The sequence below is a fragment of the Fulvivirga ligni genome, from assembly GCF_021389935.1.
Classification (GTDB): Bacteria; Bacteroidota; Bacteroidia; order Cytophagales; family Cyclobacteriaceae; genus Fulvivirga; species Fulvivirga ligni.
Window position 1 is genome coordinate 433428 of sequence record NZ_CP089979.1, and the last position, 26328, is coordinate 459755.

General features: G+C 39.6%; 20 protein-coding genes. 8 read left to right on the forward strand and 12 right to left on the reverse strand.

All coding sequences use genetic code 11. The annotated features are described in order from the left end of the window. Positions 1-3: 3 nt before the first annotated feature. From LVD16_RS01920 to LVD16_RS01950, 7 genes are all read right to left on the reverse strand, one after another. A complete protein-coding gene (locus tag LVD16_RS01920) occupies positions 4-789 on the reverse strand; it encodes a carboxylesterase family protein (RefSeq protein WP_233771894.1) in 786 nt (261 codons plus the stop codon). Next, on the reverse strand, positions 782-2179 hold the full coding sequence (locus LVD16_RS01925; RefSeq protein ID WP_233771895.1) for a glucoamylase family protein: 1398 nt from the start codon (positions 2177-2179) through the stop codon (positions 782-784). Before LVD16_RS01925 ends, LVD16_RS01920 begins: the two co-directional genes overlap by 8 nt. 13 nt (positions 2180-2192) lie before the next feature. Next, positions 2193-4148 (reverse strand): glucoamylase family protein, encoded by a 1956-nt coding sequence (locus LVD16_RS01930; protein ID WP_233771896.1) that lies wholly within the window; start codon positions 4146-4148, stop codon positions 2193-2195. Between the two features lie 103 nt (positions 4149-4251). Further along, positions 4252-5361 carry a LamG-like jellyroll fold domain-containing protein gene (locus LVD16_RS01935; protein ID WP_233771897.1) on the reverse strand — a complete coding sequence of 370 codons (1110 nt, stop codon included), beginning with the start codon at positions 5359-5361 and terminating at the stop codon, positions 4252-4254. A gap of 16 nt (positions 5362-5377) precedes the next feature. Beyond that, positions 5378-6874, reverse strand: coding sequence for a RagB/SusD family nutrient uptake outer membrane protein (locus LVD16_RS01940; protein WP_233771898.1), 1497 nt, complete (start codon positions 6872-6874; stop codon positions 5378-5380). Between the two features lie 11 nt (positions 6875-6885). Beyond that, positions 6886-9885 (reverse strand): SusC/RagA family TonB-linked outer membrane protein, encoded by a 3000-nt coding sequence (locus tag LVD16_RS01945; protein WP_233771899.1) that lies wholly within the window; start codon positions 9883-9885, stop codon positions 6886-6888. Positions 9886-10206: 321 nt separating this feature from the next. Next, entirely contained in the window at positions 10207-10392 is a 186-nt protein-coding gene (locus LVD16_RS01950) for a hypothetical protein (RefSeq protein WP_233771900.1), read from the reverse strand. Between the two features lie 132 nt (positions 10393-10524). Here LVD16_RS01950 and LVD16_RS01955 point away from each other — a divergent pair, with 132 nt between their 5' ends. The 4 genes from LVD16_RS01955 to LVD16_RS01970 are packed head-to-tail and all read left to right on the forward strand — an operon-like array spanning position 10525 to position 15171. Continuing rightward, entirely contained in the window at positions 10525-11988 is a 1464-nt protein-coding gene (locus LVD16_RS01955) for a BatD family protein (protein WP_233771901.1), read from the forward strand. 18 nt (positions 11989-12006) lie between these two features. Then, complete coding sequence (gene aroC, locus LVD16_RS01960) at positions 12007-13086, forward strand: chorismate synthase (protein WP_233771902.1); 1080 nt, start codon at positions 12007-12009, stop codon at positions 13084-13086. Between the two features lie 14 nt (positions 13087-13100). Beyond that, entirely contained in the window at positions 13101-14528 is a 1428-nt protein-coding gene (locus tag LVD16_RS01965; RefSeq protein WP_233771903.1) for a dicarboxylate/amino acid:cation symporter, read from the forward strand. Between the two features lie 52 nt (positions 14529-14580). Next, complete coding sequence (locus LVD16_RS01970; protein ID WP_233771904.1) at positions 14581-15171, forward strand: NifU family protein; 591 nt, start codon at positions 14581-14583, stop codon at positions 15169-15171. An 82-nt stretch (positions 15172-15253) separates the two neighbouring features. Here the strand turns inward: LVD16_RS01970 and guaB are convergent, their stop codons facing one another. Continuing rightward, a complete protein-coding gene (guaB, locus tag LVD16_RS01975) occupies positions 15254-16723 on the reverse strand; it encodes an IMP dehydrogenase (protein ID WP_233771905.1) in 1470 nt (489 codons plus the stop codon). A gap of 122 nt (positions 16724-16845) precedes the next feature. Here guaB and LVD16_RS01980 point away from each other — a divergent pair, with 122 nt between their 5' ends. Together LVD16_RS01980 and LVD16_RS01985 are read left to right on the forward strand one after the other, a co-directional pair. After that, entirely contained in the window at positions 16846-17496 is a 651-nt protein-coding gene (locus LVD16_RS01980; protein ID WP_233771906.1) for a septal ring lytic transglycosylase RlpA family protein, read from the forward strand. Between the two features lie 2 nt (positions 17497-17498). Continuing rightward, on the forward strand, positions 17499-19049 hold the full coding sequence (locus tag LVD16_RS01985; RefSeq protein ID WP_233771907.1) for a hypothetical protein: 1551 nt from the start codon (positions 17499-17501) through the stop codon (positions 19047-19049). Here the strand turns inward: LVD16_RS01985 and LVD16_RS01990 are convergent. After that, the gene (locus tag LVD16_RS01990; RefSeq protein ID WP_233771908.1) at positions 19046-19792 is read right to left on the reverse strand and encodes a toxin-antitoxin system YwqK family antitoxin; all 747 of its coding nucleotides are present in this window, start codon (positions 19790-19792) and stop codon (positions 19046-19048) included. The two genes, LVD16_RS01985 and LVD16_RS01990, sit on opposite strands and share 4 nt — an antisense overlap. Next, positions 19789-21189, reverse strand: coding sequence for a flavin monoamine oxidase family protein (locus tag LVD16_RS01995; protein WP_233771909.1), 1401 nt, complete (start codon positions 21187-21189; stop codon positions 19789-19791). Before LVD16_RS01995 ends, LVD16_RS01990 begins: the two co-directional genes overlap by 4 nt. Before the next feature lie 77 nt (positions 21190-21266). Between LVD16_RS01995 and pnuC the strand changes: the two genes are divergently transcribed. Continuing rightward, complete coding sequence (gene pnuC / locus LVD16_RS02000) at positions 21267-21869, forward strand: nicotinamide riboside transporter PnuC (protein ID WP_233771910.1); 603 nt, start codon at positions 21267-21269, stop codon at positions 21867-21869. Next, positions 21866-22381 carry an AAA family ATPase gene (locus LVD16_RS02005; RefSeq protein ID WP_233771911.1) on the forward strand — a complete coding sequence of 172 codons (516 nt, stop codon included), beginning with the start codon at positions 21866-21868 and terminating at the stop codon, positions 22379-22381. The genes pnuC and LVD16_RS02005 overlap by 4 nt, the downstream gene beginning before the upstream one ends. Here the strand turns inward: LVD16_RS02005 and LVD16_RS02010 are convergent. Together LVD16_RS02010 and ileS are read right to left on the reverse strand one after the other, a co-directional pair. Then, on the reverse strand, positions 22371-23024 hold the full coding sequence (locus LVD16_RS02010; protein WP_233771912.1) for a lipoprotein signal peptidase: 654 nt from the start codon (positions 23022-23024) through the stop codon (positions 22371-22373). The two genes, LVD16_RS02005 and LVD16_RS02010, sit on opposite strands and share 11 nt — an antisense overlap. Then, positions 23024-26323 (reverse strand): isoleucine--tRNA ligase, encoded by a 3300-nt coding sequence (ileS, locus tag LVD16_RS02015; RefSeq protein ID WP_233771913.1) that lies wholly within the window; start codon positions 26321-26323, stop codon positions 23024-23026. Before ileS ends, LVD16_RS02010 begins: the two co-directional genes overlap by 1 nt. Positions 26324-26328 lie beyond the last annotated feature (5 nt).

The window sequence follows — 26328 nt, forward strand, 5'->3', positions numbered from 1 at the left end:
TTATTAATTGCGTTGTTTCGAAAATAACCAAGGTAAAAATTCAGGCTCTGCAAATGCACTATCCCAGCTATTATGATTAGCCTCGGGGTAAATGGTAAGTTTAACCTCTCCTCCTGCCTGCTCAATGGCCTCTGCCATAATTTCAGAATTTTCAGGTGGTACTATATCATCTTTTCTACCATGAAAAATCCAGAATGGCACCTTGCCAGCATAGCTTTTAGCACTCACGGGATTATCTCCTCCGCAGATAGCTATGGCGGCGGCAAAAGTATCTGGCTTACGACTCACGAGCTCAAACGTGCCCATTCCGCCCATAGAAAGACCTGCTACATACACTCTTTGCTGATTTGTAAATTTCAGAGATACCATTGAATCTAAAAGCTCCATTACCAGACTCAAAGATTTTGTAGGAGGTTCATTTCCTTCATCATCAAAGTGAAAGGTACGCTTTCCGTTTTCTGATTTTATATTCACATTAGACCAATAACCTCCTGTAGGACATTGGGGGAAAACTACAATGGCCGGGAATTCATCCTGATAATCTATAAACAATTGTCCTCCATGAAAGAGTTGTTTTTGATTATGGTCTCCCCGCTCGCCGGCACCATGTAGGAACAAAACTAATGGGTATTCTTTATTTTCATCAAAATTTTCCGGGTAAAGTATTCTATAATTCAAAGAATCATCCTCAGAATGATATGTTTTAGCCAGGTATTGGTCAAAACTTTCCTGCGCCAACACATTGAAACCAAGGCCTAGAAGGAAGATAAGCGACAAAATTTTACTCATCCTCTTTCGCCTCCGTGGTAAAACCTAACTTTTCTAAACCAGCCTGTACTTCAGGAGCCTTCATGAACAAATCCCAAAGCATGCCACTTCTATAATTCTCTATCATTACAGGTATAGGTCCTTGATCTATAGCCAAATATCTTGGAGTATACCATTTATCTTTAAAGCTGAAGGCATCATATGGCCCTAGTTCACCTACCAGACTGTCGGCATCATTATAGATGTATCTTAAGAAATCCATACTTTGCTCTGGTGTGTAAGGAAAAGATGAAAGAGCTGCCGTTGGAGATATAACTCCAAGATCCTCATTACCAGGGTGATGACCGGCATATCCATTTACAGAATAGCTTGAGGTAAGGCCCCAGCAATTTTCACCATAACCTTCAAAACCCTTAGGGTTTTCTACACAATACTTATACTGGATCATAGCGTGATTAACATTAAGCTTCCAGTAATCCGCATATTGATCTTTCAAGTTTCTAGGATCAAGGCCAAGGTAAGAGTAGTGAGCCCAGAAAAGTGGACCTACAGGATCATTGTTAGTTTCGTAATGATCCAGCTCCGTTTCCAGCCCCATGCAAGTAGTATCCATAGTGATAGAATCATTTCGAGCCCATCCTTTCTCGTAGACTTCCTTCGTAATAGGGTGAGTAGGAGAAGCGGCTGCCAGCACATACATGATTAAACATTCATTATATCCACCTACCGGAAAGTTCATTTCCCAGGCATATTCGGGAGACCAGTGCCAGTAAAGCACATCCTGACCATGAGTGTACCAATTCCATTCTACCCCTTTCCATAACTCATCAATTTTCTCAGCCAATGCTTTTTCTGCTTCGTTTCCATCTTTGAAAAACTCACGTACAGTGATTAATCCCTGCACCATGAATGCCGTTTCTACTAAATCTCCACCATTATCTTTCTGGCCAAAGGGCTGTACCTTTCCAGTTGGTCCTTTTATCCAATGTGGCCATGCTCCGTGAAAGCGATCGGCCTTGGCTAAATAATCAACAATTTTCTCATAACGATGTAATGCCTGTTCTCTGGTAATAAAGCCTCTTTTCACACCTACCAGAATAGCCATCAACCCGAAGCCGGAACCACCAGTGGTGACAACATCTTTATCATTTTGCGGGTACACATTATCCATATGCGTACGCTCTGGAGCGAGCCCAGAAGTAGGCTCTGCATTCTCCCAGAAATACTGAAAGGTTTGATATTGTACCAAATTCAACAAAGAGTCATCTGAAAGGACAACGGCTGAATCCGTCGCTTCTTTTTCCTTCGTCACTTCCTTCTGTCCTGTGCAGGCTACCAACGCTGCTCCCATCAGTACCATGCTCGCTATTAGCTGATACCTGACCTTTTTTATATGGTTAAATATTGTCATCTCTCTGTTTATTTTAGTAGCTGGTGAAATTTAATTTATCTAAGCCCGATGTGATTTCTTCATTTTGCATGAAAGTATCCCAGAGCAATCCTGTCCGGTGATTTTCAATCATGATAATGATAGGCCCCTGATCTATAGCCAGGTATGAGCTCGCATACCATGATTTATTAAGGCTGTAGGCATCATAAAAGCCATAATCGCCCCACAGCTTATCTCCAAGCAGATAATAAAAACTTTTTAAGGCCTCCATAGATTCGTCAGGGCTGTATGGCATAGATGAGAGGGCTGCGGTAGGTGTAATTACACCTTTATCATTGGTGGGAGAATGTGCAGAATAACCTTCATAATTATCACTGGCGGTAAGCCCCCACATGCCCTCACCATAACCAAGGTTTCCTTGCGGATTTTGGATACAGTAAGCTCTGTTTATCATGGTGTGATTCACATTCTGGGTCCAATAGTTTGCATAGCCGTCTTCCAGGTTTCTGGGGTCCAGGCCTAAAAATGAATAATGAGCGAAGAACAATGGCCCGCCTTTTTCATAACCTAATGGCAAGTTATAGCCATAATAGCTATTACCATTTTCCATACCTCCACTGCTGGCCCAGCCGCTGAAATACACTGAAGCACTAATGCTGTGAGTAGGTGAAGATGCAGCTAAGACATAGACAATAAGTCCCTCGTTCCATCCTTTTATCTGGTGATTCATTTCCCAGGCATAGTTAGGAGACCAATGCCAATAAAGCACCTCTTCTCCTTGAGTATACCAGTCCCACTCTACTTCTTCCCAAAGAGTGGTAATGTTTTCTATAATAGCTTTTTCCTGGGCATTAGATTCATTCAGATATTCACGAACCGTAAGTAAACCCTGGATCATGAAGGCAGTTTCCACCAGATCTCCACCATCATCTTTGGTGCTGAAAGGAATAACTGCACCCGTTTCACCATTCATCCAGTGTGGCCATACACCGTGGAAACGATCGGCCTCTTGCAAGAAGTCAACTATCTGCTCTAATCTATCTACACCTTCCTGGCGGGTGATGAATCCTCTTTCTATTCCTACTAAAATGGTCATTACACCAAAGCCAGAGCCACCAGTAGTAACTAAATCACCTGATGTATTTCTCTCTCTGGCCAAGCCACTTACAGGATGAGCAAAATCCCAGAAATATTTAAATGTCTGCTCTTGTACTTTGGTAAGTAGCGCTTCGTCTGAAATCTCAGGAAACTTATAAGTAGAGTCTATTTGGGTATAAAATTCCTTTTCGAAGCCCTCAAAAGTCTCTCCCTCATTACCCAGAAGAGTATTTTTAATTTTTAAAGTATATTTTGTCAAAGGCTTAAGTTCTGAAGCTGTGCTAACATTAAAAGTAAGATTATCATCAGAACTGATTTCTAGATTGGGTGCGGCTGTACCTGTAATGGAAACGGCCGCTTTCAATGCATTAGCCTCCACCGGCACGGTAAAGGTCATGATCATATCAAGATCAAGGTATGCATTTAATATCTTTTCACCGACTACTACCTCCTTACTTCCTATTTGCAGGTAAGAAAGGGCAAGGTCGCCAGCTATAGTTTTAAAACTAATTTCTGCAGGCACCGCACTCCCGCCATTGGTACTTTTTAGGGCTGTACTAATATTTAAAAGGTATGTGCTACTATTCTGTAATCCTCCACCAGGATAAATAATTACGGTTTTATTTTCTGAGGTGAGGGTGAAATCCAGATTAATAGAATTACCACCGAGAGTAAGGCTAATGCCATCATTCAGGCTGTTAGCATCTACGGCGCTGGAAAAGGATAAGGAGATGGATCTATCCGTAGGTAGGTTTTCAGTAATTGAGTTCTGGCTTAACTCCGTGGTGCCTACATAGGCCTGTACAAGAGTAAAATTACTCTCACCTGGCTCATCGCTACCACAAGCTGCCAAAACAAAAATGAGTAATAAATAAAGAGAGTTTTTGATCATAATTAGTTGTAAATAATGTGGACTTCGCCCGTATGACGAAGCCCACACTCACCTTAACATAAACTTAACTTAACCCTTATGTTAATTCTTAAGGCTTTAAAAATTATTCCATCATTTTTTGAATCTCACTTTGTGGCAAAGCAACATCAAAAATTCTTAGTTCATCAATAAAACTTTCATCTGATAAATGACCCCATTCAATAAATCTAGGAGCTCCTGAACCAATAGATAAGATATCACAAGTTGTCCAATCAATTCCTGAAAAAGCACCACTACTAGCCACTTCTCCATTTATATAGACAACACATTCTGTAGATGAGATTGTAAAAGCCACAAAAGTCCAGTCAGCATCCGTTGCTAAATGATATTCTTCTGCTGAATTAAACCAGCTATCAGCAGAACCATTGCCTGCATTCAATGTAATTCGTTGTTTCCCATTAGCATTTTCTCTAAAGAGTCTAAAACCTTTCGTTCTATTGTTAGCGGGGGGTGAATCGTCTGTTGGTCCCATAACTAAAATTCCCGCCCTGTCCGGAGTAGCATCTATCTTATACCAAAATGTAGCCGTAAACTCTGAATTGGCAAGATTATTAGTAGGGAATGTTAAATAAGAATCTGTAGCTCCTTGGTAGGCATTGGGACCACTTGCACTTTGTCCAGCAAAGCCGGGAGTTCCTTCAACGGTTGGCATTTCGCCACTCTCAACTTCATCGTAATCAAAATTAAATGGCCAGTAAGCCACTTGACCAGCTGGCACATAAGGTGGCTCTCCTACAGTATTTAAAGTGCGTGTAACATTGTTGAAGCTACCTTCTTCCGCCATCAAACCTCCATCTGTTGCTCTCAACACATTGGAAATTAGTAACTCATAAGTTGCATCATTATTTAACTCAACCTGTGGGGTTATAGTAACAATGTTATCTTTAACAGCAACATCTACCGGTATGGCGGAACCTCCCTGACTTAGAGAGATCGTATTTGAATTAACTGTGGATGCATCCACGGCTTTGGAAAAGGTCGCCATAAAAGCTACATCTACAGGGACCGAATTTGCATTGTTCGCAAGAGTGGCTGAATAAGTTACTCCTGATGAAAAGTCTACACCTTCATATTCCAAACTGGATAATGATAATGGTCCAGTTGTCACATTAACATCCTCTTTATCACAGCTGATGAATGCAAAAACTATGAGTATAATTAATATTTTTTTCATATCGTCAATAATTGAATTAATATCCCGGATTCTGTGTCAAAACATTGCCTGACAAATCTATTTGAGCTTGAGGAATAGGTAATAATTCATGCTTCCCTTGCGTATAATTAGTTTTCCCTGCAGCGTGTAGCACATCTGAAGCTATACCCCATCTTACAATATCATAGAAACGCTCATGTTCCATAGCCAATTCAATCCTTCTCTCATGCCTAATGGCATCTCTCAACTCTGCCTGATCAGTTGTTGTTACTTCAGGAAGAACATTTAACTCACCTCTCGCCCTAGCTCTAACCATTTCAAGCTTCTCTAAAGACTCTACCGTCTGACCTAATTCATTCGCAGCCTCAGCAGCCATTAGGACAACATCAGCATATCTTAAGATTCTGACATTAACCCACCATCCACCTTGGCCGGATGTAGCCTCTCTATATGCAGGATTCGTATAAACCTTTTGATTATATCTTGGGTTCGGAACACCAGTATCAAAATCTGGAACAGTTTCTCCGTATGGGGTGGTTTCACCCGCATATAAAATTGTTGCATCTCTTCGGGGGTCGCCATTTTCATACGCAGCATCCAGCTGATCAGAAGGCACATTAAACCCCCAACCTAAATTCCAATCTCCAGAACCTCTAACACCTTGTACAACAGCATATTGACATCCGAAATCATTGGTTTGGAAATCGCTATTTTTAAGAGCCTGAACTTCAAATATTGAGCCTGAATTATTCTCTCCTTCCTCTGTGAAAATCTCGTCGTAAGATGTGTTCAGGTCATAACGACCAGAATTAATTACATTTTGAGACATTGCTAAAGCATCCGCCCACCGTTGCTGGTATAAATAAACCTTTGCCAAAATACCTTCTGCCACATATTTATTTACGCGACCTACATATTCATGTCCCCAGGTTTCAGGTAGAAATGATATTGCTTCAAGCAAATCTTCCTCAATCTGATCATAAACCTGACTAGCGGTAGACCGTGGTATAGACACTGTTTCCGTAACATTAGACGTTACTAATGGAACTCCTCCAAACGCACGCACCATATTAAAATATAAATACGCTCTGATAAAAAGAGCTTCCGCTCTGGCTACATTGTAATCATATTCAGTAACAGATTCTCTCAAAGAATCTGCCTGTGCCAAAACATTATTTGCTTGAGAAATGCCATCAAAATGTCCCTGATAAAAGCCGTTTACCAATCCATTACTAGGGGTCAATGTAAAATCATCAAATTCTCTTGTACTGGCACCATCAGAGGGAGTACTTCCTTTATCTGCATCTTCAGATCTCACATTAGTAGCTACTACAAATGCAAAAGTATGCACATTGTAATCTCTAAGACTTGAATACATACCAAAAACATAAGAGGATAACCCTGACCCCACTGGATAATTATCTTCTGAATATCTCGCCAGTGGCTCTCTTTCTAAATAGTCATCACATGACGTGAAGACTATCATTGCGATGCTTAATAGCACACAAAACTTTATATTTAAAATTTTTCTCATTGTCTTATTTTTTAGAAATTAAGATTGATGCCAAGCGTATAAGTTGAAGGCATAGGATAAACGCCATTATCAACTCCGGCACGGAGTGCAGAGCCTCCTCCTATTTCCGGTGAATAGTTTCTAGCTTTATGCCAAGTAACAGGGTTCTGGGCATTAACATATATTTTAGCAGTGTTAATTCCTATTCTATTAATAAGTGTACTACTGAAATTATAAGCTAAAGAAACGTTTCTTATTCTGAAGTAATCTCCTGGATCAAGAAAATATGTAGAGTGTAAATAGTTATTAGTTCTACTGTTATCCATTATCGGTTCAGTATTAGAAGTTCCTGGTCCTGTCCATCTTCCTAACCTCTCTTCTTCATAATTTAGGACAGCGAAATTTGATCGTGATCTTTCTCTATATATAGAGTTTCCACCAACGCCTTGAGCCTCAATACTAAAGTCAAAGTTTTTATACGATAGACCCAAGCTCATTCCATAATATACATCTGGATTAGGATTGCCTATAAATGTTCTATCAGCTGTTTGATCGAAAACACCGTCTCCATCTACATCCTTATATCTAATATCACCTGGTTTCGCCATTCCTGCTTGCGGTGAATTGGCGATCTCTTCTTCGGTCTGGAAAATCCCCTCCATCACTAAACCGTAGAATGAGCCCACAGGCTGACCAACCACAGTTCTTGAATTTTCCTGCACAATAGAAAATTCTAAATCATCACCTATTGATGTTACTTCATTACTATTAGTGGTAATATTTCCACCAATAGTATACTTGAAATCTGAACTAATTTCATCACTCCAGCTTAATGACAATTCAACCCCCTTATTTACCACACTACCTAAATTCACCCAATAAAATGGGCTGCCCACCGTTAATTCTGCAGGTAATTCTATCTGTACTAATAAATCTGTAGATTCTCTGTTATAATAAGAGAAATCGGCTGATAACTTATCATTGATTAAAGCCGCTTCAAATCCAATATCATAACCAACAACCGTTTCCCATTTTAAATCGGGATTCCTTCTATAATTTGGAGATGCAGAAAATATTACTTCCTCTCCAAACACGGCTGCTTCAGAAGTATTCAACGTAGGGTAATACAGGTAATTTGGTATTTTGTCATTTCCTAGGGCACCCCATGAAGCTTTTAATTTTAAGAAATTAACGAAGTTAACTCCACTCATAAAGTTTTCTTCCGAGATAATCCATCCTGCACCTACAGAACCAAAATTTCCCCATTTATTATTTGGACCAAACTTGGATGATCCATCTCTTCTATAAGTGAGGTTCAATAAGTATTTATTGTTGTATGAATAATTAATTCTACTCAAGAAAGATAAAAATGCCTGTTCTTCTCCTCCGCCGGAAGCAGACTGGTTAGTGTTCTGCTGACCTATATTGACATACCACAATTCTGGAATATCTGGAATATCTACAGGTGATTCACTATTCCTTGTGGCTCCAACATTCACATTATATAATTCTCTACTAATTATTCCGCCTAGAACGGTTACATCATGAACATCATTAAAAACCTTATTGTAAGTAAGAATGTGGTCCATTTGATAAGTAGTGTACTTGGCCATACTTTGAGAAACTGAGGTAATATCATTGAATTGTGCACGGCTATCACCGGTACCAATTTCAAATAAAGGATTATAACTTCTGTCTTCATTAAAGCCCCAGTCTCCATAAAGAGTAGACTTCCAATTAAAGTTTTTAAGAAAATTAACCTCAAACCATGCAGACCCGACAATTCTATAGCCTTCACTAAATGACTTACCTTCAAAAATCTCCGTGTAGGCTACTGGATTAGTTACCTGTGCCCTTTGAAAAGATGGGGATGGATTCCAATTACCGTTCTCATCTTTTGGTGCAAAAACAGGTGCTGCATAGAGAGACGTGGAGATACCTATATTAGTTGGATTTCTTTCCCATCTATAACCATTTATATCAGCCCCAACTTTAACATTTTTATTAATCTTTAATTCATCTCTCAGTCGAACTGTATATCTTTTATATTCATCATATTTTTGCACCCCCTCCTGATCTAGGTAACTCACTGTCAGGTTGACATTATTAGTTTCAGTGGCAGATTTCACACTTAGACTAGTGTTAGTAATAAATCCGGTTCTTAAAATTTCATCTTGCCAGTCCGTATTTATACCATCGTATTGACTAAAATCAAATGGCTGATTTCCCAAATTAGCTAGCTGCTCGTTATAAAGCATCTTGAATTCATCTGCGTTAGTAAGGCCAATTCTATTATGAACTGTCTGAAAACCTGCATAAGAGTTTAAGTTCACAGATGTTTGTCCCTCTTTAGCCTTCTTGGTGGTAATAATTATGGCACCATTTGCGCCCTGAACTCCAAATACGGCTAAAGAAGATGGATCTTTAAGCACTTCAACCGATTCAATATCTGCAGGGTTCACAAAATCAATATTATCTGTGAATATACCATCTACAATATATAAAGGAGCGATTCCATTAACAGAACCAACACCTCTAATCCTGATTGTAGGAGCAGCACCTGCTCTACCGCTATTGGTTACTTGTATACCAGATGCCTTTCCTTGTAATGCATTTAATGCATTAGGTACTGGAGCCTCAGCGATTTGATCTCCATCTATGGAAGCTATAGAACCAGTTACATCACGCTTCTGCTGCGTACCATAACCTACCACAACAACCTCTTGTAATTCACTTACATCACTGGATAGCGTTACGTTAATAATGCTTCTTCCACTTACGGCTTCTTTAACACTTGTAAACCCAATAAAAGAGAATACGAGCGTCTCACCGTCGCTTACCTGAATAGTATAATTACCGTCTACATCGGTAACAGCTCCCTGGGTGGTGCCTTCCACTACGATGTTTACGCCTGGAAGAGGCTCACCATCATCAGCGGATGTCACTTTACCCTGAACTGTGTTCTGCGCCTGCGCCTGAATGGCTATCACCGCCAAAAACAGCAGGCTAGTAATTCGTAAAAGTTTAATCATAAGGTTTAATAAAATTAGTTTTAGCAAACGATTGCAATTCTGGCGTAATGGTAATCTTATAGAGTAACTAAAACAAAAACGACCAAATCTTTTCAATAAAAAACAACAAGAAACTAGAGAAAGAAGGGAAGCAATATTGCGCTTAAAAAACAATGATTATCATGCCTATCAGGGCGTTTTCATAGGAAAACCACAAAGGCATTGCACATAAATATCAATATGAATTTTGGAAGCCAAAGGAGCTAGATTTTGGTACTTATAGACATAAAAAAATCCCAGAATTTTCATCCTGGGATTTTCTTGAATTTTTATGATTTGGAATCATCCGATTACGAAACAGCGCTCTAAAACCTGTTGGTATCTGTTGTTGAATTTGGCATAGCACCAGTTTCTCAACTCATTTACTTCATCATCAATTAAAGATTGGATGGCCTTATTAAGCTCTTTTTCGAAAAGTCGTGCATCAAAACTCACCTTTGTGAGTATAGTTTTCACGTATTCTAACATAGAGTTTGGATTTAAAAAGTGTTTTCTGTCCCCTCTTTCCTCCGACGCACCTTTAATATACTAAATCATTGCCGTTTATTAAAGGATTCGTCTATTTTTGTATATAACGCAAGAATAAGTGAGTAAATTATTATGGGTTGGATAAAAAGTAGATTTAGTGCAGTGCTTTTATGCTTAGTGGGTATCATGGGAGCTGGAAAAATCCAGGCTCAGGAGATCAGCATTAAGCTTGGGCCTGACGAGATTGGTGAAAACCAGGTGTGGACCATTACGCTTACTGCATCCAACGAGCGCCTACAGAATTACAGTGACTTTCCAGATATTGATGGCTTTCAGAAAAGAGGTACATCATCTTCTTCCTCCACTCAGATCATTAACGGACAAATTTCATCATCTCAGAGCGTTACTATGTCTTATCTGCCATCTGCTCAAGGCACCTATAGCTTGAAACCTTTTGTGATGCAGGTGAATGGAAAGTCTATTAAATCAGAAGGCACTACCATTAAAGTAGGTGGGGCTGTAGCCAGAAATCAAAGGAATGATCCTTTCAAAAGCTTTTTCGATCATGACCCCATGGACAACTTCTTCAACGACGATAGAAAAACGGAGTTTGTAGATATTAAAGAAGATGCTTTCTTATCCTTATCTACTGATAAAAAAGATGTGTATGTAGGTGAAGGACTCACTGCCAGCTTATCATTTTATGTAGCTGATAATAACCGTGCTCCGTTACAGTTTCATGATTTAGGAAAGCAGCTTGGAGAAATCCTTAAAGAACTACGCCCTGAAAACTGCTGGGAAGAGAATTTTAATATAGAAAACATTAACGGTGAGCCTATTGAGATTAATGGCAAGCGATATACTCAATACAAAATTTATCAGGCAGAACTTTACCCGCTCAACTCAGAACCAATTCAGTTTCCATCTGTGGGCCTTAAAATGATCAAGTACAAGGTAGCCAAAAACCCTTCTTTCTTCGGAAGAAACAAACAGGAAGACTTCAAAACGTTCTACAGCAAAGCTAAAACAGTAAAGGTGAAGCCATTACCAGCTCACCCTCTAAAAGACAGAGTGTCTGTGGGTGATTATAGTCTTAATGAGCGCCTTTCCGGCCAGCAGCTAGAAACCGGGCAAAGCTTCAGTTATGAGTTTAATATTTATGGCGAAGGCAACATCTCAGCTATTAATAAACCCATGGTAGATGGTGACGAAACCTTTGATTTCTATGATCCTAATGTGACTCAGAACATCAACCGAAGAAATAATAAAGTAACTGGCTCCAAGTCATTCAGCTATTTCGGCATACCTAAAGAGCCAGGAGATTATGAACTTACTGATTACTTTAAATGGATATTCTTTAATCCGAAAACCGAAAAATATGACACGCTAACCTCAAATAAAGTGGTGCATGTAACCGGTGAAAGTAAAAAGAACGAATATATACAAGCCAATGACATGGGTACCTTCTATGATCGATTGTCGACCGAAAACAATACGCTTAGGAGCACCACAGGTTTTGAATGGACTAAAATCTTTGTCAACATCTTCATTTTGGCTATGTTAGCGATTACTGCAGTAATTATTTTCAAAAAATAACCTACAACCTTAATACAATTGGGAAATTCTTTTGGCACTTTATTTAAAATAACCACTTTCGGAGAGTCTCACGGAAGAGCATTAGGAGTTATTATAGACGGCTGTCCTGCCGGACTGGAAATTGATGAAAGCTTTATACAAGCTGAACTTACAAGGCGTAAACCAGGACAGTCAAAAATCACTACCCAGAGAAAGGAAAACGACGAGTTTGAAATTCTTTCTGGCATCTTTGAGGGCAAAGCTACAGGCACACCTATTTGTCTGGTTATCCATAATCAAGACCAAAAAAGTAAAGATTATGCCCACATCGCTGAAAAATACAGACCTTCTCACGCAGACTACACTTATGATGTAAAATATGGTGTGAGGGACTATCGTGGTGGTGGCCGCAGCAGTGCCAGAGAAACTGCCGCCAGAGTAGCAGCAGGAGCTGTTGCCAAATTGTACTTAGAAAAAATTGGCGTTGACGTATCGGCTTATGTGTCTAAGGTGGGCAAAATAGAAGCCCCTGAACACCATAAGCTAGACTTAACCAAAACAGAAGACAACATAGTAAGATGCCCTGATGCGGAAACCGCAGAGAAGATGATTACTCTGATTGATGAAACCAGAAAAAATCAGGATACCATTGGTGGCGTTGTTACCTGTGTTATTAAAAACACTCCGGCTGGCCTTGGTGAGCCCGTATTTGATAAACTTCACGCAGAATTAGGCAAGGCTATGCTTAGCATCAACGCTGTGAAAGGGTTTGAATATGGCAGTGGCTTTAAAGGCGTTGAAATGTTCGGCAGCGAGCATAATGACATTTTCTATAATGACGGCGATGCCATTCGTACCGAAACCAATCACTCGGGAGGTATTCAGGGTGGAATTTCAAACGGAGAAGATATTTATTTTAATGTAGCTTTTAAGCCTGTGGCCACTATCATGAAGGACCAACCTTCTGTAGATAGCTCAGGGGAAGACGCTACCGTAAGCGGTAAAGGTCGTCATGACCCTTGCGTAGTGCCGCGTGCCGTACCTATAGTAGAAGCCATGGCCGCTCTGGTTATAGCTGATTTCTATTTGATGAACCAAACCGCAAAATTGTCTATTTAATTTTTTAAGCTTTTATGAAGAAACTTCCATTACACGTTAAGATCATTATCGGCCTTGTAGTCGGGATTATTTATGCCTTTATTTCAAGTGCCCTGGGCTGGAATGAATTTACCATTAACTGGATAAACCCCTTCGGTACTATTTTCATCCGACTACTTAAGTTCATTGCAGTACCATTGGTTTTATTCTCAATAATAGGTGGAGTTTCTGGTTTAAGCGATGTCTCTAAACTGGGTAGACTTGGGGCTAAAACATTGGGTATTTATTTAGTGACAACGGTAATAGCAGTAGGCATAGGCTTGCTGTTAGTTAACTTAGTAAAGCCTGGTAACTTCATAGAAGATAGTCAGCGTGTTAAAAACAGAATTAGTTATGAGCTATGGGTGCAATCTACAGCTGGTGTTGAATCTGTAAAAGACAATAAGCACTTTCTTGCAGATCCTGAATATGCAGAAGAGGTAAAGGCTATGACTAGCATAGCGCAGCAAGAAGCTGCTGCCAACGCTGCAGATAATGAGAAAGTAGCGGAAAAAATGAAAGCTGCCGAAAGCACTAAGGGTGGATCTCCTCTACAATTTTTGGTGGATATGGTACCAGAAAATATTGTTCAGTCTATTAGCGATAATGGCTTAATGCTTCAGGTTATATTCTTTGCCATCTTCTTTGGCATATGCCTCGCCATTGTACCTGCAGAAACTGGAAAACCGGTTATTGATTTCATCAACAGCATTAATGAAGTATTTCTTAAAATGGTAGACCTGGTAATGAAAGCCGCACCATTTTTCGTTTTTGCTCTATTGGCAGGAGTTATTGCTAAAATGGCAGACACACCGGCAGAAGTTTTTGAAATATTTAAAAGCTTAGGTTCTTATTCTATAACGCTTTTGATAGGCTTAGCTTTTATGGTCTTTGTTTTCTATCCGGCTCTGCTTATGATCTTTGTTAAAAAACTGAGTTATAAAGAATTTTTCAAAAACATAAGTCCAGCACAGTTTCTGGCTTTTTCTACCAGCTCCAGTGCAGCCACCTTGCCTGTAACTATGGAGTGCGTGGAAGAAAATATGGGGGTATCTAAAAACATCAGCAGCTTTGTTTTACCTGTAGGAGCTACCGTAAATATGGACGGCACCAGCCTTTACCAGGCAGTTGCTGTGGTTTTCCTGGCCCAAATGCACATGGTAGACCTTACTGTTGCTCAGCAACTTACGATCGTCCTTACCGCTACATTGGCCTCTATTGGTTCAGCTGCAGTACCAAGTGCAGGATTGGTAATGATGATCATAGTTCTACAATCAGTAGGACTGAATCCGGCATGGATAGCAATTATTTTCCCGGTAGACCGTATCCTTGACATGTGCAGAACCGTAGTAAATGTTACAGGCGATGCCAGCGTTTCAACATTAATTGCAAAATCAGAAGGCGAACTTCCTAAATATTCGTGAGGGAACCTTTATAAATAAACATTGTTTGCTCAATTAAAGCATCTAATAAAAAATGGAGACACAAGTTAAGAATGGAAATCAGAAAGTAGTAAACCTCTATATGGAGGCTAACCCTAATCCGAACTCATTGAAGTTTGTGGCTAACTATATGTTAGTGCCGGAAGGGTCTAGCTATGACTTTCCTGATATTGAGAGCACAGAAAATGCTCCATTAGCAAAAGAACTTTTCGGATATGAATATGTAGACCGTGTATTTTACATGTCTAATTTCATCACTATCACTAAAAAAGAAGGTGTAGAGTGGGCTGAAATTAAAGATACTCTTAAAATACATATCAAAAACTTCATAGAGTCTGGTCAGGACATCATAAAACAAGTAGCTCCTGAGCCTCTATATGATGAAAATGATTCTGAAACTGTAAAGAAGATTAAAGGAATACTTGATGAATATATAAAGCCAGCTGTTGAGCAGGATGGTGGGGCTATCTCATTTCATTCATATGAAAATGGCATAGTAAAGGTACTTCTACAAGGCTCTTGCAGTGGATGTCCTTCATCTACCGTAACCTTAAAGGCTGGTATAGAGAACCTTCTTAAAAGAATGCTTCCTGAAGTACAGGGAGTAGAGGCAGAAGGCATCTAAAATGTCGACATAAGCACATATGAAAAGAGGCTTTCTCAATTGATGAGAAAGCCTCTTTTCATTTTATCTATCGAGATTCTAATTATCTGCTATAATTAGGAGCCTCTCTTGTAATGAAAATATCGTGCGGATGACTTTCCTGAACACCGGCAGCAGTAATTTTCACAAACTTAGCATCTTGAAGAGCCTCTATGGTACCTGCTCCGCAGTATCCCATACCAGCTTTTAATCCACCTACCAGTTGGTAAAGAACTTCAGCCACTAACCCTTTATAAGGCACACGACCAACAATTCCTTCTGGCACCAGTTTTTTAATATCATCCTCAGCGTCTTGGAAATATCTGTCTTTAGAGCCTTCTTCCATAGCTTCCACAGATCCCATTCCTCTGTAAGATTTAAATTTACGTCCTTCGTAGATAATCACTTCACCAGGAGCTTCTTCTGTACCTGCTAATAGCGAACCAATCATAACACTGCTTGCACCACCTGCCAGAGCTTTTACAACGTCTCCAGAGAAACGAATACCACCATCAGCTATGATTGGCACTCCTGTGCCCTTGGCAGCCTTAGCGCACTCGTATACAGCTGTAAGTTGAGGAACCCCCACACCTGCAATAATTCGAGTAGTACAAATACTACCTGGACCAACACCTACCTTAATGGCATCTGCACCTGCTTCTATTAAGGCTGTAGCTGCTGCGCCAGTAGCCACATTTCCCACTATAACATCTAGATCAGGAAAAGCCTTTTTAACAGCCTTACAAGCTTCAATTACACCTTTAGAATGTCCATGGGCAGTATCAATACTGATTACATCTACACCGGCGTTTTTTAGACCTTCTACACGCTCTAAAATATCCGGAGTAACGCCTACAGCGGCACCAACTCTTAGTCTGCCATACTCATCTTTACAGGCATTTGGCTTGTTTCTATTTTTAAGAATATCCTTATAAGTGATAAGCCCGGTAAGGATACCATCTTTATTTACGATAGGAAGTTTTTCGATCTTATGCTCCTGCAAGATGTCTTCAGCCTTTTCAAGCCCTATATTCTCCTCTGCAGTGATTAAGTCCTTTTGGGTCATAATCTCAGCTATTGGTGTAGACATATCTTTGTGGAAACGAAGATCGCGGTTAGTGATAATACCGATTAGCTTTCTGTCCTTATCTACCACCGGAATACCACCGATCTTGTATTCTCTCATGATTTTCTCAGCGTCCATCACATTAGAATTAATATCCAGCGTGATAGGATCGAGAATCATCCCGCTTTGAGATCTTTTTACTTTTCTCACCTGCTGAGCCTGGGCATCTTTAGACATATTTTTATGAATAAAACCCAGCCCACCTTCAAGAGCCATTGAAATTGCCAGATCAGCCTCTGAAACAGTGTCCATAGCTGCTGATACCAGAGGAATATTTAGTTTAATATTCTTAGTAAGTTGCGTAGTTGTAGTTGTTTCTCTTGGAAGAATCTCGGAATAACCCGGCTGAAGAAGCACATCATCATAGGTAAGTGCCTCGAATAAAAATTTGGATTGGTCTAAAGACATGACAAATAAGCGTTAATGTTATTTGCCGGACAAAACTAAAGAGATTCTATAATATAAAAAACGAATCCGAGTTAATTAATTTTATGGTAATCTTACAACATTACAAGTTTAGCGTTTAAACGATGAAATACTTAATTCTTACCTGTTTTCTTTTAGTTAACTCTTTCTTCTGTGTTGCTCAGTTTCAAAGTGGAAAAGCCTCTTACTATGCGGATAAATTTGAAGGAAGAAAAACTGCCAGTGGAGAAATTTATCGCGGCAATGAGTTAACCGCAGCTCACCCTACCCTGCCATTTGGCACTACCGTGAAGGTAACTAATCAGCATAATCAAAAATTCATAAATGTTAGAATCAATGACCGCGGTCCCTTCGTGAGCAGCAGAATTATCGATCTTTCTAAGTCAGCTGCTGAAGAACTAGATTTCATCAACCTGGGCGTGGTGGATGTCTCCATAGAAATAGTTCCTGATTCGGTACTTGAGGCAATGAGACCTAAATTTTACAGTGTAAATGTAAAGCAAATAGAACCAGTAGGCTTTGGGGTACAAATTATGAGTCTGTCTAACCTGGACATGCTACTATCTATGAATCAAGACCTTATCAAACAAAAGGAAGGCTTTAAAGTCACTATCCAGCCCAAGGTAATCCAGGAAAAACAGGTTTTTGCCCTCATTCTAGGTGATTTCAATTCAAGAGAAGAGGCCGTTAATTTTAAGAATACACTTTCAATTAAATATGCTGATAGTTATATTGTGGACTTTTCAAAGTTCTAAATATGAGATCGGCTTTAATTACCTTTATTTTTTCTTTTATAACCCTTTTTGCGACCGCCCAAGATTCACTAGTCTATTATCAGGAGTTAAGTTTTAGCTCTGAATTGGAAGAGAAGGCATTTTCAGATTTTTTTCTACATGGGCAGCAAAATTATCTTGAACTGTTTATGGCCACTTCGCCCTTGAGCACCACGGGGAATTACAATGTAGCCAACCAGAAAATTGAAACTGAAATAAACTCTATAGATAAGGAAAAGCTTTTTAAAAAGAAACCTGAAAAGCGCGTAAAAGCCTTATACGATCAAATTCACGCTGATTTTTTAAGTAAATATGAGCTTCAGAATAACTTTACTGAAATATTTACTAATGGTAATTACAATTGTGTTTCAGCCTCTGCTCTTTATAGCTTGTTTTTCGAATCCTTCGAAATTCCTTATGCTATAAAGGAAAGTCCAACCCATGTATACGTTATCGCCTACCCAAAAAGTGCTAGAATCTTGGTAGAATCTACCGATCCTGGTGGCAAGTTTATAGTTTTTGATGATAGATATAAATCCGATTTTGTAAATCGTATGAAAAGCGCCAAGTTGATAAGCGAGGCAGAATATAACTCAAAAACAGTTTCACAACTTTTTGATCAGTACTATTTCTCCGAAGAAGAAATTGGTTTAAAGGAACTAGTGGGTATCCAATATTCCAATGAAGCGCTTTACAAATTGGAAAAAGAAAACTACTTAGGCGCTTATGAAGACCTAAAAAAATCCTACTTGCTGTATCCCTCTAAAAAAGTATCTTCCATGCTCATGATGGTAAACTCTATTTTATTGAGTAGAGCTGATTACTATGACAGCACTGCGGTACAGCAGCTCAATCAACTCAGCAGATTTAAAGAATATGGATTTACAAATGATGATATGCTGGCAGAGTTTGGCAGATTAACCAATGATATACTAATTAATCACACAGATTTTGACAGGTATGCTCAGGCCTATGTAACATTAACACCTTCATTTAAAGATGAAGAATTAAGGAAGGAAGTAGATTTTGTGTTTAACTATGAAAATGGACGTATTCTCTATAACAGGCACAAATATTCTGAGGCACTATCCTACCTGGAAAAAGCTTATAATCTCAAGTCTGACAATGCCAATATAGAGGAGCTACTAGTGGCAAATATTATACAGCAAACGAGATCTCAAAGCAACAACATAGCTACAATAGCCTTTCTCGAAAAAAGAAAAGAGACACATCCTGCTCTGACGGACAACATCTCCTTTAAAAGTTTATTGACTGTCTCGTATCTGGTAGAATCAGGCAATTCATTTGATCTGAACAGAATTCAAGATGGCTTGAAATATATGCATATGTTCGAGGAGCAATACTCTAAAGACCTTTCAATAGATACGGAGTATATAGGCAGATTCTACGCCATCGCTGCCACATATTATTTCAAAAAGGGAAACACGTCCAAGGCAAAACAAACTATCGAAAAAGGGTTAGAATATGCTCCTGGCCATCATGAATTGCTGATAAGAAAGCGTATGATCCGTTAACCTCTATTTTCCGCTGCCAGATTAAATTTCTTTGTAGTAATGTATATGTTTCCTAGCTTGGTTTTTACTAATGCTATAATATTCATCTCCTCCATCATAAAGGCTCCTGGAGGTAGATTATATTTAAGCTGCATGAGACCGGGCTTTTGCGGAACCAGCTTCATGGCGTCGCTAGCAATACATCCGCCATTATCTAATTTACCCATATAAAACATTACATCGTCACTATGGTCAGACATATATAGTTCAACTATGTACTCATTGTTTTTCAATGTGTTATCTATCTCCCTAACCATAATTTTAGGATACTTCTTTTTAAGCGCTCCGTCTTTTAAATACTCTTTTAAGCCTGAGCAGGGTTTATCTTCTTTATAAGGTGCCTCAGTAGTAAGAGCTCCGTTCATCCTATATTTTTCTCGCACTCCGGTAATTTTACCATCTACGTAAGGTGTAACCTGAAATTTCTTTCCTGATTCATAATAGGTGATGGCCGTTCCATGCTTTATATTATCAACATATTCTACTTGTTGACGCACCTTCCCATTCTCATAAAAGTTTTTAGAAACTCCGTTTTTCTTTCCGTTCTTATAAGTGATCAGCGTTTTAACAGAGCCGTCAGCACGGTATTGCTTCATTTCACCGTTTTCAGGTCTTTTCTGGCTCTTCGATTCTTTTTTAGTGGTAGGCTCGCAAGCCATTAACAATACAAATAGGGATAATAAGTAAGTTCTGTGGAATTTCATAAAGTCTGAAGTATACTATCAATAATTTCGTTGGTCGCTCTATCGGCTGAGGCCGCTGCGCCATGGAGTGTACCGCTGTTTCCTTCGATATCAGTAGCCTCACCTGCGAAATATAGTCTCTTATTTACAGATTCTGAAAGAGCAACACGATCAGCGGTTGATCCTCCAACTAAAGGGTAAGAAAATCCACCTTGAATAAATTCATCGGCTCCCCAATCATATTTGGACCAATCTATCAAAGCATTATTGGCAGAAGCTTGCCCGTCAAATAAAAGATCAAGCTCCTCTATAATGGCTGCAAGCATTTGCTCATCTCCCATACTGGTGAGATTATCAGCATCTTCGCCATATACCTCTACAGTCAATACCCTATTGCTTTTGCTGGTTTTAATACCTGCATTTAAATAAGCGGGCACTACATCTCCTCCATAAATATATTTCACGTCCTGCCCCCAGAAGTTTCTATTGAACTTCAAAACCACCTTTAAGGCAGAGGCCATTCCTATTTTCTGAAGGGCAAGTTGCTTATTTACCGGTAAAGCTGGAGAAAAAGTGATCTGTTCATTTTTAAGAATACTTACAGGCACTGTGATTAAAACTTTATTGGCCGTAAATTCTCCATTATCAGTAGTTACTATTACTTCTGCACCACTATGATTAATTGCTGTAACTTTAGTGTTAAACTTCGTTATGTCAGAAAGTCCGGCAAATCTGGAGTAGATAACATCTTCCAGAGGATTATTGGAAAGAATAATTTCCTCATCACTACTGCCCGATAACTTTAAAGAATTAGCCAAAGCCTGAATTCCTATGTCATTATTATCAGCACCAAAAACCTCCCCGATCTGTGCTTCAAGAATTCGGTAAGTATCCGTTTCTATTCCATCTGCTTGAATTGCCTCCAGCACAGTCTTACTTCCTGAATTGTAATTAGTTAGGCCATTTATGAAATTCTGAGCATCCTGAAACCCAGCAAAATTGGTAAAATCCTCGGCTTGCTTTAAGGTAGAGTTATAGTAGAACAATTCTTTTCCTTCCCCTGCCAAACTGCTGGTAGCCAGCCGCATTTCCTGAACCAGCCGATAAAAAGAATTGTCGGAACTTTTTATAACACCTCCTCCTAACTCTATTGGGTAATCTTCAAAACCACGAAGTGATTTCACTCTACCACCTACTCTACTACTGGCCTCAAGGATAGTAACTGTAAGCCCCTGACTTACCAGCGCCTGAGCAGCAAATAGACCTGCTATACCGGCTCCAATAATAATAATGGATCCATCATACTCAATGGTAGGTTTTGGTTCTTCCTCCTCTTTACAAGACTGAAAAAAATTGGGGAGCAACAATCCTGCTGCTGTAGTTAGCCCCATTGTTTTAATGGCCTTTCTCCTTTTCACAATGTCAGTTATCTAGTTCAAAAAATCCGTCACAATGTACAAAATAATAATTAAAAGATATATTTGCCCAACTGAATATGGAGCAGGTAATCGATTATCTAAGCAATATAGACATCTATGAGGCCCTCGGGCTTATCTTTGGCCTGCTGGCTGTAATATTTTTGATTAAAGAAAATATACTCACCTGGCCCTTTGGCATACTCTACGTGCTGGTTTCTTTCGTAATATTCTGGGAGGCAAAGTTATATATGGATTTTGCTCTTAATGCCTTCTATCTGGTGCTCAACATTTATGGTTGGTGGTTCTGGATTTATGGTAAAAAGAAAGATGAAAAAGAAGTGCCTATCACCCACAGCTCCACCAGCACTCTTATTTACACTACTTTAATATCTGGTTTGGCTATTGTTCTTTGTGGTTATCTCTTAACCAAATACAAACCAGACGCAAGCTTGCCTTACTGGGATAGTACAACTACCATCCTGAGCATAGCAGGCATGTATCTTACCGCCATCAAGCGTATTGACAATTGGTATTATTGGTTTGTGGTAGATGTGCTGTGCACGGTCATTTACTTTTATAAAGACCTCTACTTCTATAGTATTTTATATGGCGTATACATTGGTTTGGCCATAGCCGGATACATAGCCTGGAAGAAAAGTATGGAGGCGCAAACGGCTTGAAGAAAGTAGCAGTAACCGGCCCCGAATCTACAGGAAAAAGTACTCTTTCTGCCCTTTTGGCTAAGCACTATGGCAGTGTGTGGGTGCCGGAATATGCAAGACAATATATTGATGTATTAGAACGTGACTATGAAGAGCAGGATCTTTTAGCCATTGCTCGTGGCCAGATAGAGAGAGAAGATCAGATGGAGCACAAAGCGAAACGCGTGCTCATTTGCGATACGGAGCTCATCGTGATCAAAATATGGTTTGAGCACAAATATGGTCACTGCCCAGAAGAAATTATCGCGAGCATAGAAAGCAACCGATACGACCTTTATCTTCTAACTTATATCGATATACCTTGGGAAGAAGACCCACAGAGAGAACACCCTCATTTGAGAGCCCACTTTTACGACCTGTTTAAAAAGGAATTGGAAGGTTTTGGATTTCCTTATGTAGAAATAAAAGGAGGCTTTAGTGCGCGTATGAATACCGCCACTAAAGCCATTGATGCTATACTTAAGAAATAATTACTTCCTTGTGCTCATCCTCTGCCTCAGCGGCATTAGGTTGATTAATAGTGCTGGTATTATCCTTATTCTTGAAATATCTTTTCTGGAATATTAGAATTAACACCACACCAATAAATATAGAGGAGTCAGCAATATTAAATACAGGGCTAAAGAATAGGAAATAATTACCTCCTACTCCCGGCACCCAGCTTGGGTAATATCCATCAAATAATGGGAAGAAAAGCATATCTATCACCTGACCATGAAACCATGGGCTAGGTGATCCTGCCGGAGCATTATCCAGAAGCACTCCGTAGAAGGTACTATCAATCACGTTACCTACGGCACCTCCCAGGATTAAGCCCATACACCATAGTAAACCAGCCTTAGCCTCTCTTTTGTAGAGGTAATACATGTAATAACCGATTCCTACCATAGCACCTAACCTAAATAAGGTTAAAAGCAGCTTTCCATAATAATGGCTAGACTTTAAGCCAAAAGCCATACCCGGGTTAAGCAAATAATGAAGCTTAAACCAGTCTCCAATGACGTCAATTTCACCTGGTGTGCCCATTTCCATATTAAAGTGAACCAAGAGCTTTACTGCCTGATCTAATGCAATAATACCAATGGCCAACAGGTAATACTTATATAACTTCATTATGCTTCTATTTTCACCTTAAGTTTATGCTCGTCCATTTCCAACTCACTTCCTTCTGCCAGTGATTCGGTAATGTCTAAAGATAAGGCCTGAGTTTCATTACAGATATATTCTTTGTTGGCTTCCAACGCAGCATTTACCAAATCCGTATTTTTTTCAATATGGATTTTGATTTTATCCTGCACCTCTAAGCCCATATCCTTTCTAAGGTTTTGAACCCTGTTTACAAGATCTCTGGCTATACCTTCTTTCTTTAAGTCTTCAGAAATAGTGATATCAAGCGCTACTGTAAGTCTGCCTTCACTAGCCACTGACCAGCCTGGAATATCCTGATAAGTGATTTCCACATCCTCTAAAGTAAGCGTGATGTTTTCACCGTTAACATCTATTACCTTCTGATTATCAGACTCTAAGGCTGAAATATCATCTGCAGAGAACTGGTTGATTTGTCCAGCTATTGATTTCATCAATTTACCGTACTCCTTACCCAGCTTGCTGAAGTTAGGCTTAATGCTCTTTACAAGCACGCCAGACTCATCCCCTACAAACTCTATCTCTTTGATATTCACCTCAGAAAGAATTAATTCTTCTACCGCTGATACCTGTCTCTTGAAAGTGTCATTTATTACAGGCAAAAGAATTTTTGATAAAGGCTGACGCACTTTTATCATATGTTTCTTACGAAGAGAGTGTACTAATGACGAAACTCTCTGAGCAAGGTCCATTCTCTGCTCTAAATCTGTATCTATGATAGACTCATCTACCTTAGGGAAATCTGTAAGGTGTACAGATTCTGCGGTGTCTAATCCAGTTACCTCATTAAGATCCTGGAACAGCTGCTCCATGTAGAATGGCGCAATAGGAGATCCAAGCTTAGCGATGGTCATCAAACAAGTATAAAGTGTTTGATAAGCCGCTTTCTTATCCTCATTGTATTCACCTCTCCAGAAACGCTTCCTGTTCAACCTCACATACCAGTTACTCAAGTCATCTATAGTGAAATCCTGAATTAATCTGGCCGCTTTAGTTGGCTCATAGTCATTATAAGCAGCATCTACTTTAGTGATCAGGCTATTCAGTTTTGAAAGGATCCAACGATCACTCTCTGTTCTTGAAGTTGCTGACACCTCGCCATCCTGGAAGTTGAAACCATCCAGGTTAGCATACAAAGCGAAGAATGAATATGTGTTTTGAAGAGTGCCGAAGAACCTTCTTTGCACTTCAACTACACCATCAATATTAAATTTAAGGTTATCCCATGGGTTAGCATTAGAAATCATATACCAACGAGTGGCATCTGGTCCATGCTCTGCCAATGTTTTGAATGGATCTACAGCATTGCCTAATCTCTTAGACATTTTGTTTCCATTCTTATCTAATACTAAGCCGTTAGCTATTACATTTTTAAAGGCAACTTTACCAAAAAGCATAACCGCGATGGCATGCAATGTAAAGAACCAGCCACGAGTTTGATCTACACCCTCAGCAATAAAATCTGCAGGGTAGTTAGCATCAAATATTTCTTTATTCTCAAATGGATAATGCCACTGCGCATAAGGCATAGCTCCAGAATCGAACCATACATCTATAAGATCTGGCTCACGGAACATTTTCTTACCGCTGTCACTTACCAAAATGATATCATCTACATAAGGTCTGTGAAGATCGAAGTCATCACCGATATTTTCTGTCATGAAGCCTGCTTCGATAGATTTAGCTACCTCTGCCTTCAGTTCATCAAGTGTACCGATACATTTCTCTTCTGTTCTATCCTCAGAAACCCAGATAGGAAGTGGCGTACCCCAGAATCTGGATCTGGAAAGGTTCCAGTCTACCAGGTTCTCCAGCCAGTTTCCGAATCTACCTGTACCTGTAGATTCCGGCTTCCAATTGATAGTTTTATTTAAATCAACCAGTTTATCCTTCATGGCGGTGGTTTTTATAAACCACGAATCCAATGGATAATATAATACTGGCTTATCAGTTCTCCAGCAATGTGGATAAGAGTGTTCGTACTTGGCTACATTAAAAGCTCTGTTGTCTTCTTTCAGCTTTATAGCGATAAGCACATCAAGTGATTTCTCAGGAGCCTCACCATCAGCATAGTATTCGTTTTTCACGTACATACCAGCCCATTCGGTGATTTCCTTTACATATCTACCTTGCTTATCTACTATTGGCCCAATGTTTCCTTCTTCATCTTTTACCACGATAGCACCAATCCCAGCCAGCTTAGCCACTCTCTGGTCATCCGCACCAAACGTAGGTGAGATGTGAACTATACCAGTACCATCAGCAGTAGTTACATAGTCTCCAGGTATTACTCTGAAAGCAGGACCATCTGGCTCTATGAATGGCAATAATTGCTCATATTCACTACCAACCAGGTCTTTACCTTTATACTCAGCTACTATTTCGTAAGGGATAAGCTTATCGCCTTCGTTGTAATCTGCCATGTTAAGGTCTGCCGCTTTACTACTGAAGTAAGCACCTACTCTATCCTTTGCCAGGATAACCTGAACAGGCTTGAATGTATACGGGTTAAAGGTTTTTACCTTTACATAATTTATATTTTCACCTACAGCTAAAGCTGTGTTACCCGCCAAAGTCCAAGGCGTGGTAGTCCAGGCTAGGAAGTAAGTTTCCTCCTCACCTTTCATTTTAAACTGAGCGGTGATGGTAGTATCCTTTACATCTCTATAAGTACCTGGCTGGTTTAGCTCATGCGAACTTAAACCTGTACCGGCAGCCGGAGAATACGGCTGAATAGTATATCCTTTATAAAGAAGGCCTTTGTCATACAGCTGCTTAAGCAGGTACCACAAAGTTTCCATATAATCTTTGTCAAACGTAACGTAAGGATCATCAAGATCAACCCAATACCCCATTTTACGAGTAAGGTCATCCCACTGATTCTTAAATCTCATTACCGTTTCACGGCACTTCTGATTGTATTCTTCTACGGAGATTTTTTTACCTATATCTTCTTTAGTGATACCAAGTTCTTTCTCCACCTGAAGTTCTACTGGCAAACCGTGGGTATCCCAGCCACCTTTTCTTTTTACCTGATAGCCTTTCAGCGTTTTATATCTACAGAAAATATCTTTTACTGCACGCGCCATCACGTGGTGAATACCCGGAGTACCATTCGCAGAGGGTGGTCCTTCAAAGAAGGTGAAGGTTTCATTGCCCTCACGACTATCTACGGATTTTTCAAATATCTTATTGTCTTGCCAATATTCTAGTATTCTATCAGCTACTTCGGCATAATTGAGCCCTTTATACTCTTTATATTTCACCGCTT

Bases quoted from the DNA above. Each gene is read 5' to 3' on its own strand.
- LVD16_RS01920 (WP_233771894.1), bottom strand. From the start codon at position 789: ATGAGTAAAATTTTGTCGCTTATCTTCCTTCTAGGCCTTGGTTTCAAT.
- LVD16_RS01925 (WP_233771895.1), bottom strand. From the start codon at position 2,179: ATGACAATATTTAACCATATAAAAAAGGTCAGGTATCAGCTAATAGCG.
- LVD16_RS01930 (WP_233771896.1), bottom strand. From the start codon at position 4,148: ATGATCAAAAACTCTCTTTATTTATTACTCATTTTTGTTTTGGCAGCT.
- LVD16_RS01935 (WP_233771897.1), bottom strand. From the start codon at position 5,361: ATGAAAAAAATATTAATTATACTCATAGTTTTTGCATTCATCAGCTGT.
- LVD16_RS01940 (WP_233771898.1), bottom strand. From the start codon at position 6,874: ATGAGAAAAATTTTAAATATAAAGTTTTGTGTGCTATTAAGCATCGCA.
- LVD16_RS01945 (WP_233771899.1), bottom strand. From the start codon at position 9,885: ATGATTAAACTTTTACGAATTACTAGCCTGCTGTTTTTGGCGGTGATA.
- LVD16_RS01950 (WP_233771900.1), bottom strand. From the start codon at position 10,392: ATGTTAGAATACGTGAAAACTATACTCACAAAGGTGAGTTTTGATGCA.
- LVD16_RS01955 (WP_233771901.1), top strand. From the start codon at position 10,525: ATGGGTTGGATAAAAAGTAGATTTAGTGCAGTGCTTTTATGCTTAGTG.
- LVD16_RS01965 (WP_233771903.1), top strand. From the start codon at position 13,101: ATGAAGAAACTTCCATTACACGTTAAGATCATTATCGGCCTTGTAGTC.
- LVD16_RS01970 (WP_233771904.1), top strand. From the start codon at position 14,581: ATGGAGACACAAGTTAAGAATGGAAATCAGAAAGTAGTAAACCTCTAT.
- guaB (WP_233771905.1), bottom strand. From the start codon at position 16,723: ATGTCTTTAGACCAATCCAAATTTTTATTCGAGGCACTTACCTATGAT.
- LVD16_RS01980 (WP_233771906.1), top strand. From the start codon at position 16,846: ATGAAATACTTAATTCTTACCTGTTTTCTTTTAGTTAACTCTTTCTTC.
- LVD16_RS01985 (WP_233771907.1), top strand. From the start codon at position 17,499: ATGAGATCGGCTTTAATTACCTTTATTTTTTCTTTTATAACCCTTTTT.
- LVD16_RS01990 (WP_233771908.1), bottom strand. From the start codon at position 19,792: ATGAAATTCCACAGAACTTACTTATTATCCCTATTTGTATTGTTAATG.
- pnuC (WP_233771910.1), top strand. From the start codon at position 21,267: ATGGAGCAGGTAATCGATTATCTAAGCAATATAGACATCTATGAGGCC.
- LVD16_RS02010 (WP_233771912.1), bottom strand. From the start codon at position 23,024: ATGAAGTTATATAAGTATTACCTGTTGGCCATTGGTATTATTGCATTA.